A 17763-nucleotide genomic window follows, 5' to 3' on the forward strand; every position below is an offset into this window, starting at 1 on the left:
ATAAACAAATAAATATTCTTATGATCCCTTTAGTTTTAGAAGAATCCGGTGGAAGTGAAAGAGTCTTTGATATTTATTCGAGATTGTTAAGAGAGAGAATAATCTTTTTGGGAGAACAAGTTACTAGTGAAACTGCTAATAGAATTGTTGCTCAATTATTGTTCCTTGAAGCAGAAGACCCTGAGAAAGATATCTACATGTACATAAATTCACCTGGCGGATCTGTATATGATGGTTTAGGTATCTTTGATACCATGCAACATGTTAAGCCCGATATTCATACGGTTTGTGTAGGTTTAGCAGCTAGTATGGGTGCTTTTTTGTTGGCGGCAGGTACTAAAGGGAAAAGAAGTAGTCTTAGACATTCCAGAATAATGATACATCAACCACTCGGCGGCGCTCGGGGACAAGCCAGTGATATAAGAATCCAAGCAGATGAAATTTTGTTTTTAAAAGAAAGACTTAATACAGAATTATCAGAGAGAACTGGTAAGGATTATGAAACTATTAAAGAAGATACTGATAGAGATTTTTATATGTCTCCAAAAGAAGCAGTAGAATATGGATTAATAGATTTAGTCCTAGATAAGAAGCCTGTTAGAGGAAGTTAATTTAATAACTGAGGAGTTCTTTCTTTTTCAGGAATAGAAGTGTATTTGGATAAAATACTAACAAACTCTTCACCATCTAATGTCTCTTTTTCTATTAATAAATCCACTATTTTATCCATTGCTTCTCTGTTTTTGCTGACTATAGAGAGAGTTTCTTTATAACATTCTTTAACCATTACTCTTACACTTTCATCAATTTGTTTTGATATAGAATCAGAAACTTCACTTCTAGTCATCAAATCTCTACCTACAAAAACTTCTTGATTTCCGCTTTCTAGAGCTATTGGACCTAAATTACTCATGCCAAATCTTGTTACCATTTGACGAGCCATAGATGCTACTTGTTGGAAATCACCACCTGCTCCTGTTGTGATTTCACCTTTCCCAAAAACAACATCCTCAGCCGCTCTTCCTCCTAATGCCCCCATTATTCTAGCCTTTAGTTGAGCTCTGCTAACAAGGGTTTGTTCATCATCTGGAGTAAACCAAGTTAATCCTTTAGCTTGCCCTCTGGGAATGACAGTTACTTTTTGAACTGGATCATGAGCTTTTACTAGTGAACCGATAAGAGCATGACCAACTTCATGGTAGGCAATTAGTCTTTTACTTCTCCCATCTGTTAGAGGAGAGCCTTCCATCCCAGCAATAATCCTATCCACAGAGTCATCAATCTCTGAAATACTAATAGAATCTTTTCTTCTTCTGGCAGTTAAGATAGCTGCTTCATTTAGTAAATTTGCTAAGTCTGCACCAGTAAAACCTGGAGTTCTTCTTGCGATGCTTTCTAGTGTTAAATCTTTTTGTAGCTTTTTATTCCTCGCATGAACTTCTAGTATTGATAATCTACCCTTAATGTCCGGAGCGTCAACAGTTACTTGCCTGTCAAATCTACCAGGTCTCATAAGAGCTGAGTCTAAGACGTCGGGTCTGTTTGTGGCTGCAATGATAATTATGCCACTATTACCTTCGAAACCATCCATTTCAGTAAGCAATTGGTTAAGAGTTTGTTCTCTCTCATCATTACCACCTCCAATACCGGCACCTCTTTGTCTGCCAACGGCATCAATTTCATCGATAAAAATTAAACAAGGACTATTTTCTTTGGCTCTTTTAAAAAGATCTCTTACTCTACTCGCACCTACACCGACAAACATTTCAACAAATTCAGAACCTGATAATGAAAAAAATGGCACACCAGCTTCTCCTGCAATGGCTTTCGCTAAAAGGGTTTTACCAGTACCAGGAGGTCCAACCAATAAAACACCTTTAGGAATCCTTGCTCCAACAGAAGTAAATTTTTCTGGTGTTTTTAGAAACGTAACAACTTCTTCTAAATCTTGTTTAGCTTCATTGACACCTGCCACATCATCGAAAACAACCCCTGTTTCAGCTTCCATCGCGAATCTTGCCTTTGTCTTACCAAATTGCATCGCCTGACCTGGCCCCCCAGGCATTCCATTAGATCTTCTGGCTAAAAGGATTAAACCTCCAATTAAAATTGCTGGGAATAGTAAATTACCTAAAATCCCTAGTGCTGGTGGAGCTGTTTTAATTGGATGCACATCAAAACTTATTCCCTCATTTTTTAAAATGTTTATAAGTTCTGGGGTTAAGCCTGGAAGATCTACACGCAATCTTTGAACTTTATTATCTAAATCCGAATCTATTGTCTCTATAACCGCATTTCTGCCTCCCTCAAAAATATCAACAGATGTAACCCTTCCTGAATTAATGTAGTCTAAGAATCTTCCATAACTAACTCTTGCTACCGCAGAATTTCTTGGTGCAATAGTAGTTCCATTAGATTTGAGTGAATCTACATTGCTTGAAGATAAAAATTGGTAGGAAAGCGCTATTACTAAAAGTATAGGTAAAGCCCATAAAATTAATGTTTTAAATTTCTGATTCATTAATTTGTATAAAGTTAATTCTACGATTCTAGAATGAATCAGTGCATTTCGTTGATATTTTCTCTAACTTTATGCTTATACTAATCTTAGGTGTATCCAATTTATAAATGAAATTTGATATCAAAGATAAGGTTAAGTTGATTGCGCCAGTCTCTTACTTGAAGACTTCAGATAATATGCCGATGTTAAGACCGCCTGATCTGGTGGCAATTGATGAAATTGGAGAAATCCTATCAATCAAGTCCCCAGATACTGTTGAAGTTAAATTTAGAAGAGGTTCTTTTTTAATCGATATTGATAAGATTGAAAAAAAAATAACTTAAAAGGTTTTCTTCCACCTATTAGAAATTTCTAAACATATTTTTTTATTGCCAGCAATACTCAGAAAAGGTTTTGAAAAATACTTATTAGTTAATTTAAGAATATCTAACGAAGATATTTCCTCTATTTTTGAATTTAAATCGAGCTCAGAAATTGGTGGAATACCATAACTAATTAATTGTATCTTTCTCTGTAAAATTTCATCTAGGGATTGATTTCTTAATAGAAAAGAACCTTTTAGTTTTTCTTTTGCTAAAAATATTTCAGAATCAGTCAATGGATGAAAAAGAAAATTTTCCCATAGTGTTGATAAAAGTTCAAAAGCAAAAAGTGCTTGTTTATTGGATACTGATAAATAAATTAAAAATGGGGAATTCCCACTCCTGATAGGATAATAAACACCTAAATCGTAAGTGATACCATGCTTCTCTCTAAAAAGTTTAAATAAAGCAGCGCTCATGCCATAAGATAAATATGACTCCAAAACCTTAAGAGGCAAATAATCACTACTTCTTCGCGAGCAGGTTTGGTCGCCTATCATTATTATTGTTTGATTTGAATCATTATTAATGTAATCAAATCTATTCGTAGGATCTAAATTATAATTTAAACGTCCTGATTTTTCTTTTAGTATTTTTTTTTCTAATGTTCCAAAATCTTCTCCATTTATTTCGGGATTATTTGAAATTAAATACTTTTCTCTATTTTTGAAATTTTTAAACTCAAGCAAAATATCTTTATAGGTAATCTTTGAAACATCATTTGCATTACCAATTGTGTTTGAAGCATAAGGATGATTTGAGTAAACAATTTTTCTCCATTTTTCAAAACAGATATTAAATGGATTCTCTTTATCTTTTTTAAGATAATCAATAGAAGATTTTTTTACTTTTTTAAATTCAGTTTCCGAGAGAATTGGCTTATTAATTATTAAATCTAATAAGGGGAATAATTTGCTGAAATGTTCATTTAGGGATTTAATGCTTATTAAAATACCATCTTCAAATACTTCTTGATTTAATTCTGCTCCATAGGACTCAATATATTCAGAGAGAGTGAAATTATTAAATCCTTCACATCCTCTGGTAAGCAATGAACAAAGGATCTTGTTTACCCCTTTTTTGCTGGCACTATCCATATCACTACCCCCTTTAATCCAAATTGAAGCAATTGAAAAATTTCTTTTTTTGTTATTTAAAAAATATCTTTTTAACATTTATTAGGGGATGCAACTAAAGTAAATTTATCTCCATCTATATATTCCGTGATCTCTTTGAAGTTATCCAAGTCATTCCAATATTTTAAATGACTTTCTAGATTATTGATTGAAGATTTCCTACCCCAAAGCAATTCATTACCAAAGAATGAAGAAAGTTGTGTGGATGTCTCTAAATTAAAGATATAATTACTTTTAACAATATTTATAGCTTTATTTATTTCATCCATAGTTAAAGACTTAAAATTTGAAATTTCATCTATTGTTTTATTAATTTCCTTTTCTACTAAAAAAATATCTTTGGATTCACAACTTGCTTCCACTATTAATAATCCACCTAATTCACCAGCGTTTACATCTACATATACTGATTCAACAAGATTACTATCTTCTTTTAAAATTTTTACCAACCTGCTATTTCTTCCTACAGAGAGTATTGATGCTAATATCTCTAGTCCAATAATATTTTTTTGATCATTGAGGTTTGGGATAAACCAAGCCATAAAAATTCTTGAAAACTCTAAATTATCAAACTTAATTAGCTCTCTCCCATTCCTTATTTTTAATGAAGGTTTATTTTGTTTTAGATTTATTAGATTTGAATCTCTGTCGATTCTATTTTTATTAATCTCAGATAAATCACTTTTTTCAAGAATTTTATAAATTTCTTCAGAGAGATTCCCAGCAATTGCAATACAAATTTTTTCGGTATTGTAATGTTTGCTATGAAATTTCTTAAGGTCATTTATCTCTAAGTTTTTAATACTATGTTCAGTTCCTAGAATCGAATTGGCATAATTAGGACTTAGCCAAACCCTTTTCAAAAAATAATTAAATAATCTCTCTTCAGGCTGATCATTTTGTTGCTTTATTTCATCAATAACAACTCCTTTTTCTTTTATGAATTCATCAGGATTAAAATTGGGAGAAAAGACAATATTTGTCAAAAGAGCAAGTGATTCTCTAAAGTTAGTTGGTGGAACAAGAACGTGGAAATGTACATCATCGTAACCTGTTGAAGCGTTGCTTAATCCGCCAAGTGATTCAATTTTATAGTCAAATTCACCTGGCATTATTTTGTTAGATCCTTTAAAAATCATATGCTCTAGAAAATGAGCAGTGCCGTTTTTATCAACCTCCTCAAATGAAGAACCTGCTTTGCACCAAATATCAATGCTTATAAGCGGTAATTCTTTATTATCCACAAAAACACATTTAGTTTTGCTTGAATGGGTATAGTAGTTAACGTCTCCTACATTCATTTAAAGCCTCTCTTTAAACCCTATTTTGGTACTTTTTCCCCTTGTTGTCTGAATCTTTTACTAAAACAAAATTAAAAGACCCTCTTATTTTGGACCTGTTACAAAATATCAGAGAGTATAGATCCATGCTTGAGGATCTTGAGAGTATAAAAGTCGATCCTAATCTTACTAATATAATATCTAACGAAGTAGGGAAAGAATTTTATATAGAAAATGAATTTCATAAAGCAAAAGGGTTTAGAAAGTTACATATTGAGGTGGCAGAATTTTCAAAGAATCTTAAGATTTTACATTGCGTTTTTTTCCCTGATCCAAAGTTTGATATTCCAATTTTTGGGATGGATTTAGTAAAAATAAATGATATTGTATCTGCTGCCATTGTTGATTTATCACCAGCATCTCGAAATCAAGGTATTAAATATGAAAAATCTCTTTCTGTAGTTGATAAAAGTTCTTTCACTTCATTGAGAGAACTTCCTAACTGGGGGGGGATTTTTTCTAAAAATGTATTTTTCGCTTCTTTAAAAAATAAATCTGAAAAAAATGATTTTTGCAGAGTTGTTAATCAATATCTTTCTATTTTGATCAAATTAAGTAAGGAAGCTAAACCTGAATTTAAGGAGGAAATTATTCAAGAGAGAATAAATTATCAAAAAAATTATTGTATGCAACAAATGAAAAATGAGAAGACTAGTATGGTTCTTTTAAAATATTTTGATGAAAAATGGGTCAATAAATATATAAAAACGGTGCTCTTCGATTTTTAATGAAATTACAAACATTTAAAAATTTATTTATTTATTTAATTTTATTTACTCCATTATCTCTTGGGATGATTTCCTGTTCTGGCAATAATAAATCTAATCCAAAATTTAGAAAGGAAATAAGTGTAGATATTATTCCGCCTATTACAGCTGTTGCCGCACTAGGTCAACTTTCTCCTTCCGGAGAGATTAGGCAATTGGCAGCTCCGATAAGTCAATTTGGCTCATCTCCTAGAGTTGTCGAAATTTTAGTCAATGAAGGAGATTTTGTGAAAAAAGGTGATATTCTCGCAATTTTTGAAAATGGAGAAAAGTTAATTTCTGATCTTGAAAGAAATGAAAATCTAATTAATACTATTAACGATGAAATTGCTCTCAAGAAAGATCAAATTCAAAGGTATGAGTTAGCTTTGAGCAAAGATGCATATTCTTTCGTACAGTTTTCGCAGAGAAAAGATGAATTATTAAAATTGCAAAAACAGAAAATCAACCTTATCGGAGATCAAAAAAATATCAAGATAGATCTATTTAATTCAAAACTAAGAAGTCCAATTGATGGTTTTATCCTTGGAATAAATACGAGAGTTGGTGAGAGGCCCAAGAATGAAGGGATCTTGGATATTGGCTCTAGTCAAAAAATGGAAGCTTTGATAGAGGTTTATGAATCTGATATCGATAGAGTCTTTATCTCTCAGAATGTTGAATTGAGCAGTGAGAATGGTGGTTTCCAAGAAAATCTTAAAGGAAAGGTAATTAGGATTAGTCCTCAGGTAAAGCAAAGAAAAGTTTTGTCGACTGATCCCACAGGAGATGCTGATTCGCGAATTATTGAGGTTCTTGTAAAACTAGATCAAGATTCTATAGATATCGTGCAAAATTATGCAGGAATGAAAGTGATTGCAAAATTTATTCCCTAATGAGTTTTTCTTTTTTAAAATTCAGAAAAATACCATTAGCTTGGTTGTTATTAACTAGGCAACCATTAAGGCTCGCAGTTGCCATAGCTGGAATAAGTTTTGCAGGGATTTTGATGTTTATGCAATTAGGATTCAGAGATGGTTTATTTGACACGAGTGTAACTATTCATAAACTTTTAGATGCTGATCTTGTTTTGATAAGTCCCAGATCAAAAAGTTCTATAAGCATGAGTGGATTCCCAAAAAGAAGGCTTATTCAAACTCTCGCAATAGAAGATGTTGAAAAAACGGCTCCCGTCAATCTAAATTATTTACTTTGGAGAAATCCCGAGAATCTTAAAACCAGATCGATACTTGCATTAGGTTTTAATCCCTCTGATTCACTCCTTTTAGATGATGGATTCTCAAGGAAAGCCTATAAATTGAGAAATCCCTCAAGAGTTCTTTTTGACAAACTATCTAGACCTGAATTTGGACCAATTGAAGAATGGTTTTTATCAGAAAAAAAAGTTGAGACTGAGGTTGCTGGGAAAAGGGTGATGGTTGAAGGCCTTGTGGAGTTGGGACCATCTTTTGGTGCAGATGGTAATTTGATAACTAGCCGTGAAACCTTCTTAAGACTTTTCCCTGCTAATCCTCCTGGAAGTATAGAAATTGGTTTGGTAAAGCTAAAAAAAGGATCTGATCCTGAATTTATTTCAAGAATATTAAATAACTCACTCCCAAATGATGTTCGTGTTCTTACAAAAAATCAATTTATAGAATTTGAGAAGAATTATTGGAAGAATAGTACTGCAATAGGTTTTATATTTAGTTTGGGAGCATTGATGGGTTTCGTTGTAGGGTGTGTGGTCGTTTATCAAATTCTTTATAGTGACGTTACAGACCACCTCCCCGAATACGCCACCCTATTGGCAATGGGTTATAGACTTAAATCCCTATTTTTTGTCGTAGCTAGAGAGGGGTTTTTGTTGGCATTATTTGGTTATTTACCTGCTTATTTTTCTGGTCAAGTACTTTACTCAGTAATAAGGAAATCTACCAAACTCCCAATAATTATGGATGCAGATAAAACTATTTTAATTTTCGTATTAGTTTTAGTAATGTGTATGGGTTCCGCCGCTGTTGCGATGCGTAAATTAGTTGACGCTGATCCTGCCGAAATATTTTAATAATTAAATCTAAATGGTTAAAGCTAATAAATCAAAAAACAATGTTAAAAACTTTAAAACAGTTTCAATAAATAATTTGAGTCACTTTTATGGAAAAAATGAGAATAAGAAACAAGTTCTTAATGACGTTAATTTAAATATTGATAAAGGAGAGTTGGTTCTTTTAAAAGGACCTTCTGGATGCGGTAAAACTACTCTTTTAACCTTAATTGGTGCCTTGAGAACCTGTCAGAGTGGTGATTTAACTGTATTAAATAATCAGTTAAATGGAGCATCAAGGAAAACGCGTCAGATTCTTAGAAGAAGTATTGGAATGATTTTTCAAGGTCACAATCTTCTGAGATGTTTGACAGCGGAACAAAATGTTCAGATGGGCGCCGATTTAATAAAAGGATTAACATATTTGCAAAGACGTGAAATAGCGCAGAATTGGTTGTCAGCAGTTGGATTAGAAGAACATCATAAGAAGTTGCCAAATGACTTATCTGGTGGGCAGAAACAGAGAGTAGCAATTGCTCGGGCTTTATCTGCTAACCCAAAACTTTTATTGGCTGATGAGCCCACTTCTGCTTTAGATAGTGTCACAGGAAGAGAAATAGTAACCCTTTTAAGAAAATTAGCAAAAGAGCAAAATTGTTCTGTACTTATGGTCACTCATGATCCAAGAATTTCTGATATGGCGGATAGGATATTAAATATGGAAGATGGTAAAATATATAGTGCTCATAGTGAGCTAATATAATTAAAAAGCTAAAAATTTCATGTCTAAGAGAAGGAATCTAAAAAAAGAGAAGCAGGAACGTAATCGAGCCTATGCTAGAAAATTCAAAAAAAGGAAATTAAGAACTGATGGAAGACCTGACGGTGGAAACGTTACAGGTACGGCAAATAATGGCGGTGCAGCTGATTAGGGAATATCTTTTATTTTTATCTTGTTGGAGTCCTATATATTATGCATATTTAAGGCGAGATCATGAATGTAAGTATTGTTATACCGACTTACAATAGATTACCTATATTAGAGAAATGTCTTGTTGCGCTTGAGAATCAAAAATTAAATAGAAATATCAGTAATTATGAAGTAATAGTAGTTGATGATGGATCCACTGATGGAACAAGCTCATGGATAAATAAAAATAAAGATAATCTCCCACACGTGGTTCTATTTCAGCAAGAACATGGAGGACCTGCACTGGGAAGAAATCTTGGGGTAATTAAATCAAAATATGAAATAATTATATTTATTGATAGTGATCTTATTGTTTTAGATAATTTTATAAATTGCCACGTAGAAAAATTACTTGCCTCTTGGGGAGAAAATGATAAAAAATGTTTTACCTATGGTTCGGTGGTCAATACATCTAATTTTCTAAATCCTCAGAGTGAAAAACATAAAATAATGGACACTTCTTTTGCTTACTTCGCTACTGGAAATGTTGCGATATCAAAAGAATTAATTTTAAGCATCGGCTTATTTGATACCTCTTTTAGTCTCTACGGTTGGGAGGATTTAGAACTTGGAGAAAGATTAAAAAAAATTGGGACAAAATTAATTAAATGTCCAAATGCAGTAGGTTTTCATTGGCATCCACCATTTAATTGCGAGCAAATAGATTCATTAATAGTTCAAGAAAAAGAAAGGGCGAAAATGGCTTTAGTGTTTTTTAAGAAACATCCAAATTTAAGGGTTAGATTTATGATTCAATTAACTCCTATTCATAATTTACTTTGGCAAATTCTTTGCTTGGGAGGACTAATTAGTATTGATAGAATCCTCCCTTTATTAAAATTTCTAATAAAGATAAGAAGAAATAGACTTGCACTTGAGATACTTAGAATTCCTCTGAATATGATTTACATTAAACAGTTAACCAAATCAAGATAAAAAACTTTTAGAAATACACATCACTTGCTAGAATTAATGAAATAAAATCCACACATCTGACAGTTTCGGGTGATTTACCAATATAAATCCCCGTCAGATGGAGGCTAACCCGAAACCCTTTTAAATTATGGCTGTTGTATCACTATCTGAAATGATGGAAGCTGGTGCTCATTTTGGGCATCAAACTAGACGTTGGAATCCAAAGATGTCTAAGTATATATATTGCGCTAGAAATGGAGTTCATATTATTGATCTAGTGAAAACAGCATTGTGTATGAACAATGCGTATAAATGGACAAGAAACGCAGCAAAAAGTGGTAAACGTTTCCTGTTCGTCGGTACAAAAAAACAAGCATCAGATGTAGTAGCTCAGGAAGCTACTAGATGCGGAGCTGCATATGTAAATCAAAGATGGCTAGGAGGGATGTTGACTAATTGGACAACAATGAAAGCTAGGATTGAAAGATTAAAGGATCTAGAAAGAATGGAAAGTAGTGGTTCAATAGCAATGAGACCCAAAAAGGAAGCTGCAGTTTTAAGGAGAGAACTTGAAAGATTACAAAAATACTTAGGCGGACTCAAGGGTATGAGAAGATTACCAGACGTAGTTGTTTTAGTTGATCAGAGAAGAGAATCTAATGCAGTATTAGAAGCTAGGAAATTAGATATCTCATTAGTGTCAATGTTGGATACAAACTGCGATCCGGATTTGTGTGAGGTTCCTATTCCATGTAATGATGATGCCGTTAGATCTGTGCAACTTATTTTAGGAAGACTTGCAGATGCTATAAATGAGGGCAGAAAGGGTTCTAATGCCGAAAGGAAAAATTAAATTCCAATTTAAAACTTATTAATTACTTTTTTATTACTTCAAATGGGAAACATTACAGCAAAACTTGTAAAAGATCTTAGAGACAAGACTGGCGCAGGAATGATGGATTGCAAAAAAGCACTTAACGAAACTGATGGAAATGTTGATAAAGCTTTGGAATGGTTAAGAAAGAAAGGTATAGCTAGTGCTGAAAAGAAATCGGGAAGAGTTGCGGCTGAAGGTTCAATTGCTAGTTATATTCATACTGGATCAAGAGTGGGGGTTCTACTAGAGTTAAATTGTGAAACTGATTTTGTTGCTAGAGGCGATATTTTTCAATCTCTGTTGAAGGATGTCTCAATGCAAGTAGCAGCTTGCCCAAATGTTGAGTATGTCTCAATTGATGAAATACCAGAGGATGTTGTGGAAAAAGAAAAGCAGATCGAGATGGGGAGAGATGATTTATCTGGAAAACCAGAAAAAATTAAAGAAAAAATAGTTGAAGGGAGAATAGCGAAAAGACTTAATGAGCTAGTTTTACTTTCACAACCTTACATTAAAGATAGTTCTATTACTGTTGAGGATCTTGTTAAACAAGCAGCTGCAAAAATTGGGGAAAATATAAAAGTAAGACGCTTTACAAGATATACATTGGGTGAAGGTATTGAAAAAAATCAAATGGACTTCGCTGAAGAGGTTGCATCAATGCAATCAAACTAGTCACTTGAATGATTTGAATAATTTCAATAATTACGTAGATATAGATAAAATTAACTCTCAATTAGAGAGAGCAGATATACAAAAAAGTATATTAATTAGAAATATGTATAGGGAATATGAACTTTATCTTAATCTAGTAAGAGATTTACTTTATATCTCCGTAGAAAAAGGGCTTAACCAAATATATAGTTATCCAACAATTAATGATAATTTTATAAATGAAAATGAATTTTTTGGTCTCTTTGAGAAAAAAATAAGTAAACTTGTTTATACGAATTTGCCCTTATTAACAGTAGAGCAATTAAAAATAAATGAAATTGAAAAAAACATAAATAAGGAAATTAATTTTAATAGGTTAGATATTTCCACAAAAGCAAAGGATGACCAAAAAGAAAAATTTCAATATGAAGATGGTTTTCAATTAGATGAACCCATTCAGTTCCAGGTTAGTAAAGACATTTCAAATACTTCTGAATATTATCAAGCTAATAATTATGAGAAATTCGTATCACTTAATTTAGATAATAATGACCATAATAATTATTTATCAAATAACAATATTATTGAAAATTTAGGAGTTGAAAAACAATTTATTTCCTCCCTACTTGAATTAATAGGGGAAGTAAATGTTGAAAAACCAAGACATCCAGAAAAAGATAATATCAATCAAATGGATATTTCACCCAAAAATCAGATTCTTAAAAATTTTGATTTAATAGAAAAGTCATTGGAAAATTTACTATTGAATCTTTCATATAAGATTAACCAAGAATTATTTAAGGCCAATCTAATAAAAAAGATGATATCTAAAGATTCCTTTGATTACTTAGTAAGCAAAAATTTGATGATAAAACATCCATATCCTTTTGTTATTAATTTCGAATTCAACTTAAACCGGTCATCATTAAACGTCAATAATCTTACAAGTATTATTTTCTTTAGTATATCTACTGTTGAATTAGAGTTTAATAATTTAAATCTTTCTATTCAAAGGATTAAAATAAATGAGCTAAAAAATCAATTTCAGCGTTTGATTAAAAAAGAGACATACTGGAGGCAAAAAGAAATAACTTTGAATAAGATACATTGAAAAAATAACTCTTTTTCAAATGTGACTATTAGCGGAAATAATAATAATAAATTAATTAAAGATTGGATAAGACCTCTTCAAAAGTCTCTAACTATTGAAACTGAAAACAAATTTATTAATACCCTAGGAAGAGAAAAATATTTTAATGATTATTTGCATGAATCATTGAAAAAACTGGATAATCTAAATCTCTCAGACGAATATTTGAGGATATTTAATGAATTTTCTATAAAATATAATGAATATAATAAATTAGATGAGAATCAAAGGAAAAGATTAATTATAGATACAAGAAAAAATCTTTATAAACTTGGTAAAACTTTAGAAATAGAAAGTTCTAATAATATTTCTAATAAAGTTTTTCTGAATAAGGCTGATTCAAATTTGTCTTTTGATTCAGATATTTCATTAATAAAAAATGTGGGAAAAGTTTATAAAAACAAGCTTAATGAATTAGGGATTTTTCATATAAAGGATCTAATTAATTATTTCCCGCGAACATATCTAGACTATACGAATAGAGTTAAGATAATAAATTTAAAACCAGATAATTTATATACGTGCATCGCAAATATTAAAAGATTCTATATTCATAAGAGTAAAAAGAATAGTAATTTATCAATAATGAATTTTGTAGTTTCTGATGAAACGTCTTCAATAAAGGTTACAAAATTTTTTCTAGGAAGAAGATTTAGATCTTACTCCTTCTTCGAATCTCAAAAATCTTTGTATAAGACTGGAACCAAATTGGCAATTTCCGGTAGAGTTAAATTGACAGATTATGGCAAAACTTTTGTAGATCCGCAGATTGAAATTCTTAAGGATAATAATGAAAATTTTAATTTTTCAGGAAAAATATTGCCCTTGTATTCATTAGGTGAGGCATTATCAAATATGAGTTTTATAAAACTTATGAAAAAGGTACTAATTTATGCAAAGCAATATCCGGAAATTTTAAATAAAAAGCAACTTGATTCATTATCTTTATTATCAAAAGGAGAGTCTTTGATTAATATTCATTTCCCACCAAATCAACAGGCACTTATTGAGTCAAAAAAACGTTTGGTTTTTGATGAGTTGTTCCTATTGCAAATAAAGTTTCTACTTAGAAAAAGAAAGACGAAAAAAAATGTAAGTGTCCAACAATTAACTCAAAAGAAATCTTTACTAAAAGAATTTTTAAATAGTTTTCCTTTTGAATTAACAAAATCTCAAGTAAATGTTTTAAATGAAATTAAGAAAGATTTATCTAATCCCGTTCCAATGTCTAGATTGCTTCAGGGAGATGTAGGAAGTGGTAAAACTATAATTGCAATAGCATCTCTTTTAATTGTTATTGAAAAAAACCTGCAAGGTGCATTTATGGTCCCAACTGAGGTATTAGCAGAACAACATTATAAAAATTTATTAAAATATTTGAATCCCCTTTTGGTTTCTGTTGAACTTCTTACTGGGAATACTCCCCAAAAAAAGAGAAAAGAAATTCTCTCGAATTTGAACAATGGATTAGTTGATATTCTCGTAGGTACTCATGCATTATTTGAGGATAAAGTCATCTTTAATTCATTAGGGATGGTCGTAATTGATGAACAACATAGGTTTGGAGTTACTCAAAGAAATAGATTACTTAATAAAGGAGAAAATACTAACTTGTTATCAATGACAGCAACACCAATTCCAAGAACTCTTGCTCTTTCAATTTATGGAGATTTAGATGTAAGTCAAATTACAGAACTCCCTCCTGGGAGAGTTCCTATAACTACAAAAATAATTTCAGAAGATGATTTAACTACCTTATTCAAGATTGTTGAAGATGAGATAACTAAGGGAAGGCAAGCTTATGTGATTTTGCCACTTATAGAAGATTCAGAAAAAATGAATTTAAGTTCTGCAAAGAAAACATTCAAATATTTATCAGAAAAGGTATTTTTAAAGAACAAAGTTGGATTATTACATGGCAAATTAACTTCAGAAGAAAAGAACGCAGTGATTAATTCTTTTTTAAAAAATGAAATTAATATATTAGTTTCAACTACTGTAATTGAGGTTGGAATTGATGTACCTAATGCCACTATTATGATTATTTATAATTCGGAAAGATTTGGATTGTCTCAGTTACATCAATTAAGAGGGAGAGTTGGTAGGGGATCAACTAAATCTTTTTGTTATCTAGTAACCTCTAATAAAAATGGATTAGAAAATAAGCGACTATGTGTTTTGCAAAAATCTAATGATGGGTTTTATATTGCCGAAAAAGACTTAGAGCTTAGAGGTCCAGGCCAGATTTTAGGATATAGGCAATCTGGATTGCCTGATTTTGTATTGGACAATTTACCAAACAATAAATTTCTAATTGAAAAGGCTCGAGAAGAGGCTATTAAGATTGTTAGTAATGATCCCTTTCTAGAAGAAAATATAGTTTTAAGGAATATACTAATTGATAATTCTGAAAATAAATTTATTCATGATTTCTTAAATTAAAAACTATTATTGTTATTTTTTAAATATATGCAAGTATAAAATCAACTGCAAATTTTAATTGAAGATTTGGAATGAAATACCAATTAAAGAGAATGGAGATAAATTAATTGCTATACCAAGCTACTTAAACTTTTTTGATCCGCACCCTTACTCTCATTTGGGAGCACCTTATAAAGATAAAACTTCTATTTGGAAATTAAGAAAGGAGGTTGTAAATAGATTAGTAAAAGTAAATGATTATTTGAAATTAAAGACTAGTTTTTACCTTTTAATTTATGACAGTTGGCGACCTTTAGAAGTACAAGAATTTATGTTTAAAAGATCATTTTTATTAGAGTGCAAAAAATTAGATATTGATGCTTCCATAAAAAATATGAAATCTTATCCATCTATTTTAAAGAAAGTTGAAAAATTTTGGGCATATCCTTCCTGCGACCCTATGTGTCCTCCACCTCATTCAACTGGTGGAGCACTGGATGTCTGTTTGTCTGATAAATTTGGAAATCCTGTTGAGATGGGAAGCAAAGTTGATCAAATGGATTTAACTTCAAATCCTTATTTCTATGAAAACAAAAAAAATGAAAAAGCAGTTATTTGGAATGCTAGAAGAAATTTATTGAGGGAAATTATGACTAAATTTGGGTTTGCACAACATCCAAATGAATGGTGGCATTTTAGTTATGGTGACCAATTATGGGCTTGGAAAAATAAAAAAGCAAATGCTATTTATGGGAAAATTTAAATTCTAATTAATTTTATTTAGTAAATTCAAAATAGAATTTTCATCTTGCGTATTTATAAAATCGCCGAAATCTAAATCTAAACTACTTTTCCAATGATTAAATAGTGGTTGAAGAGTTTTTTCTAAATCGTTTAGTTCCATTCTTTGTAAGTATGGTTTAGCCAATCTTTGTAGATTTTTACTTCCCCCCAACCATAATTGGTATTTGTTTTGTCCACTTCCTACAAGTGCTAATTCCGCCATGTAAGGCCTTGTACATCCATTTGGACACCCTGTCATTCTAAATAATATTGTCTTTTCTATTTTTAGATCTACTAGTAATTTTTCAATCCTTTTGAGGACATCAGGTAAAATTCTTTCTGCCTCAGTCATCGCAAGACCACAAAGTGGTAAAGCTGGACATGCCAACGCATGTCTTTGTATTTCATTAATTTTATCTAAATTGTTGTATCCAATTTTTGATAGAATTTTTTTGATTTCACTTTTGTTTTTATTAGGAATATTACAAAGTAAAATATCTTGATTAGGAGTAAGTCTTAAATCAAGATTATATTTTTTTACGATAGTAGTAATGGTATTTTTTTTCTCTCCTGATAATCTCCCTGATAGTAAAGGTAACCCTACGAAATAAGAGCTTTTATTTTGTTTGTGCCAACCTAGATAATCAACAAGGATTTGATTCGGTTCTTTTCTGATTTTTTTTATTTCTTTTTTAAAGTACTTTTCTATGAGTAACTTTTTAAACCATTTAATACCTTTTCTATGAAGAAGGTATTTCATTCTAGAATTTTTTCTTGATTTTCTGTCACCATAATCTCTTTGAATAGCAACAATACTTTGTATTAATTCATAAATATCTTGTTCTTTAACATATCCCAGCGGATCTGCAATTCTTGCGAAAGTTTCTTCATTATTATGTGTGCGACCCATGCCACCGCCAACATAGAAGTTGCAACCCTCTAAGTTTCCATCTTTTGAAGTAAAGGCAACTATTCCGATGTCATTAGTAAGAAGATCAACTGAATTATCTCCAGGGACTGTAACAGCGCATTTGAATTTTCTTGGTAAATAAGTTGAACCATATAGAGGCTCATCTTTTATTCCACTAAAAACATTATCTTTAAATTGAAGCCTCCTAATGGCTTCAATTTCTTTGTCAGGCTTTATTGTGTATTCTAAATCCCCATCAGCCCAAAGCTCTAAAAAAGTACCTTGTCCAGCTAATGGTGTGAGAAGGTCTGCAACTTTTTTAGCCAATGCTCTTGCAATAATGTAATCCGGCGAATCAAATGGAGCCGCTGGAGCCATTACATTTCTATTTATGTCCCCACATGCAGCTAATGTTGAGCCCATTGAATTTATAATTGTTTGAATTACTTCTTTTAAATTCTCCTTTCTAATTCCATGCATTTGAAAGGCTTGCCTTGTTGTTGCCCTAAGTGATCCATTACCCAGTTTGTCAGATAATTCATCTAATGCTAAAAATAATTTCCCAGGGATCTCCCCTCCTGGACTTCTCAACCTAAGCATCATTTGCCAATCTTTACTTTTGCCAGGCTTTCTATTCTCCCTGTTATCTTGTTGATAGCTACCATGGAATTTCAATAACTGAACTGCATCATTAGTAAAATGATCGTTCTTGTTAACTAATTCCGTAGCAAGTGGTTCCTTAAGAAATTTGCTGCTTTCTTTGAATTTTTCAAATTTAGAAACTTCTAATCCATTTGCCAAGCAAACAGTTTCTTCTTTAGTAGAATTTTTTTTCTTTTTTACTTTCTCAACCTTGATCAAAGGACCAAAACATATCTCTTTTTATACATTAGCGAAAAGCTTATTTAACCGGTAGTAAATTATAGTAATA

The 17763-nt window shown here is 31.4% G+C and carries 17 protein-coding genes; 13 read left to right on the forward strand and 4 right to left on the reverse strand.

Features of this window, described 5'->3' with window-relative positions; all coding sequences use genetic code 11:
- The first annotated feature begins 8 nt into the window (after positions 1 to 8).
- A complete protein-coding gene (clpP, locus tag SOI86_RS00945; protein ID WP_320682482.1) occupies positions 9 to 611 on the forward strand; it encodes an ATP-dependent Clp endopeptidase proteolytic subunit ClpP in 603 nt (200 codons plus the stop codon).
- Here the strand turns inward: clpP and ftsH are convergent.
- Positions 608 to 2521, reverse strand: a complete 1914-nt coding sequence (ftsH, locus tag SOI86_RS00950) for an ATP-dependent zinc metalloprotease FtsH (protein ID WP_320681757.1) — start codon at positions 2519 to 2521, stop codon at positions 608 to 610. The genes clpP and ftsH overlap by 4 nt on opposite strands.
- A 107-nt stretch (positions 2522 to 2628) precedes the next feature.
- On the opposite strand from ftsH, the gene SOI86_RS00955 reads away from it, so the two are divergent.
- Entirely contained in the window at positions 2629 to 2844 is a 216-nt protein-coding gene (locus tag SOI86_RS00955) for an NAD(P)H dehydrogenase assembly family protein (protein ID WP_320681758.1), read from the forward strand.
- On the opposite strand, the gene SOI86_RS00960 is transcribed toward SOI86_RS00955, so the two are convergent.
- Positions 2841 to 4058 (reverse strand): pitrilysin family protein, encoded by a 1218-nt coding sequence (locus tag SOI86_RS00960; RefSeq protein WP_320681759.1) that lies wholly within the window; start codon positions 4056 to 4058, stop codon positions 2841 to 2843. The two genes, SOI86_RS00955 and SOI86_RS00960, sit on opposite strands and share 4 nt — an antisense overlap.
- The gene (locus tag SOI86_RS00965; protein ID WP_320681760.1) at positions 4052 to 5320 is read right to left on the reverse strand and encodes a pitrilysin family protein; all 1269 of its coding nucleotides are present in this window, start codon (positions 5318 to 5320) and stop codon (positions 4052 to 4054) included. Before SOI86_RS00965 ends, SOI86_RS00960 begins: the two co-directional genes overlap by 7 nt.
- A 41-nt stretch (positions 5321 to 5361) precedes the next feature.
- On the opposite strand from SOI86_RS00965, the gene SOI86_RS00970 reads away from it, so the two are divergent.
- The 11 genes from SOI86_RS00970 (at position 5362) to SOI86_RS01020 (ending at position 15902) form a co-directional block, all read left to right on the forward strand.
- Positions 5362 to 6087: a phycocyanobilin:ferredoxin oxidoreductase gene (locus SOI86_RS00970; protein ID WP_320681761.1), complete on the forward strand. Its 726-nt coding sequence runs from the start codon at positions 5362 to 5364 to the stop codon at positions 6085 to 6087.
- On the forward strand, positions 6087 to 7001 hold the full coding sequence (locus tag SOI86_RS00975) for an HlyD family efflux transporter periplasmic adaptor subunit (RefSeq protein WP_320681762.1): 915 nt from the start codon (positions 6087 to 6089) through the stop codon (positions 6999 to 7001). Before SOI86_RS00970 ends, SOI86_RS00975 begins: the two co-directional genes overlap by 1 nt.
- Positions 7001 to 8173, forward strand: coding sequence for an ABC transporter permease DevC (devC, locus tag SOI86_RS00980; RefSeq protein ID WP_320681763.1), 1173 nt, complete (start codon positions 7001 to 7003; stop codon positions 8171 to 8173). Before SOI86_RS00975 ends, devC begins: the two co-directional genes overlap by 1 nt.
- A 13-nt stretch (positions 8174 to 8186) precedes the next feature.
- Positions 8187 to 8915 (forward strand): DevA family ABC transporter ATP-binding protein, encoded by a 729-nt coding sequence (locus SOI86_RS00985; RefSeq protein WP_320681764.1) that lies wholly within the window; start codon positions 8187 to 8189, stop codon positions 8913 to 8915.
- A gap of 19 nt (positions 8916 to 8934) precedes the next feature.
- Entirely contained in the window at positions 8935 to 9084 is a 150-nt protein-coding gene (locus SOI86_RS00990) for a hypothetical protein (protein WP_011376314.1), read from the forward strand.
- Between the two features lie 62 nt (positions 9085 to 9146).
- Positions 9147 to 10058, forward strand: a complete 912-nt coding sequence (locus SOI86_RS00995) for a glycosyltransferase family A protein (RefSeq protein ID WP_320681765.1) — start codon at positions 9147 to 9149, stop codon at positions 10056 to 10058.
- Positions 10059 to 10185: 127 nt separating this feature from the next.
- The gene (gene rpsB / locus SOI86_RS01000; RefSeq protein WP_011818259.1) at positions 10186 to 10890 is read left to right on the forward strand and encodes a 30S ribosomal protein S2; all 705 of its coding nucleotides are present in this window, start codon (positions 10186 to 10188) and stop codon (positions 10888 to 10890) included.
- A 42-nt stretch (positions 10891 to 10932) separates the two neighbouring features.
- Positions 10933 to 11589 (forward strand): translation elongation factor Ts, encoded by a 657-nt coding sequence (gene tsf / locus SOI86_RS01005; protein ID WP_320681766.1) that lies wholly within the window; start codon positions 10933 to 10935, stop codon positions 11587 to 11589.
- On the forward strand, positions 11525 to 12679 hold the full coding sequence (locus tag SOI86_RS01010; RefSeq protein ID WP_320681767.1) for an adenylate cyclase: 1155 nt from the start codon (positions 11525 to 11527) through the stop codon (positions 12677 to 12679). Before tsf ends, SOI86_RS01010 begins: the two co-directional genes overlap by 65 nt.
- Positions 12680 to 12700: 21 nt before the next feature.
- Positions 12701 to 15160 (forward strand): ATP-dependent DNA helicase RecG, encoded by a 2460-nt coding sequence (recG, locus tag SOI86_RS01015; RefSeq protein WP_320681768.1) that lies wholly within the window; start codon positions 12701 to 12703, stop codon positions 15158 to 15160.
- Positions 15161 to 15218: 58 nt separating this feature from the next.
- The gene (locus tag SOI86_RS01020) at positions 15219 to 15902 is read left to right on the forward strand and encodes a M15 family metallopeptidase (protein WP_320681769.1); all 684 of its coding nucleotides are present in this window, start codon (positions 15219 to 15221) and stop codon (positions 15900 to 15902) included.
- A 3-nt stretch (positions 15903 to 15905) separates the two neighbouring features.
- On the opposite strand, the gene SOI86_RS01025 is transcribed toward SOI86_RS01020, so the two are convergent.
- Positions 15906 to 17693, reverse strand: a complete 1788-nt coding sequence (locus tag SOI86_RS01025; RefSeq protein ID WP_320681770.1) for an NADPH-dependent assimilatory sulfite reductase hemoprotein subunit — start codon at positions 17691 to 17693, stop codon at positions 15906 to 15908.
- Positions 17694 to 17763: the final 70 nt, after the last annotated feature.

The organism is Prochlorococcus sp. MIT 1314, assembly GCF_034093315.1.
GTDB classification, from domain to species: domain Bacteria; phylum Cyanobacteriota; class Cyanobacteriia; order PCC-6307; family Cyanobiaceae; genus Prochlorococcus_A; species Prochlorococcus_A marinus_Y.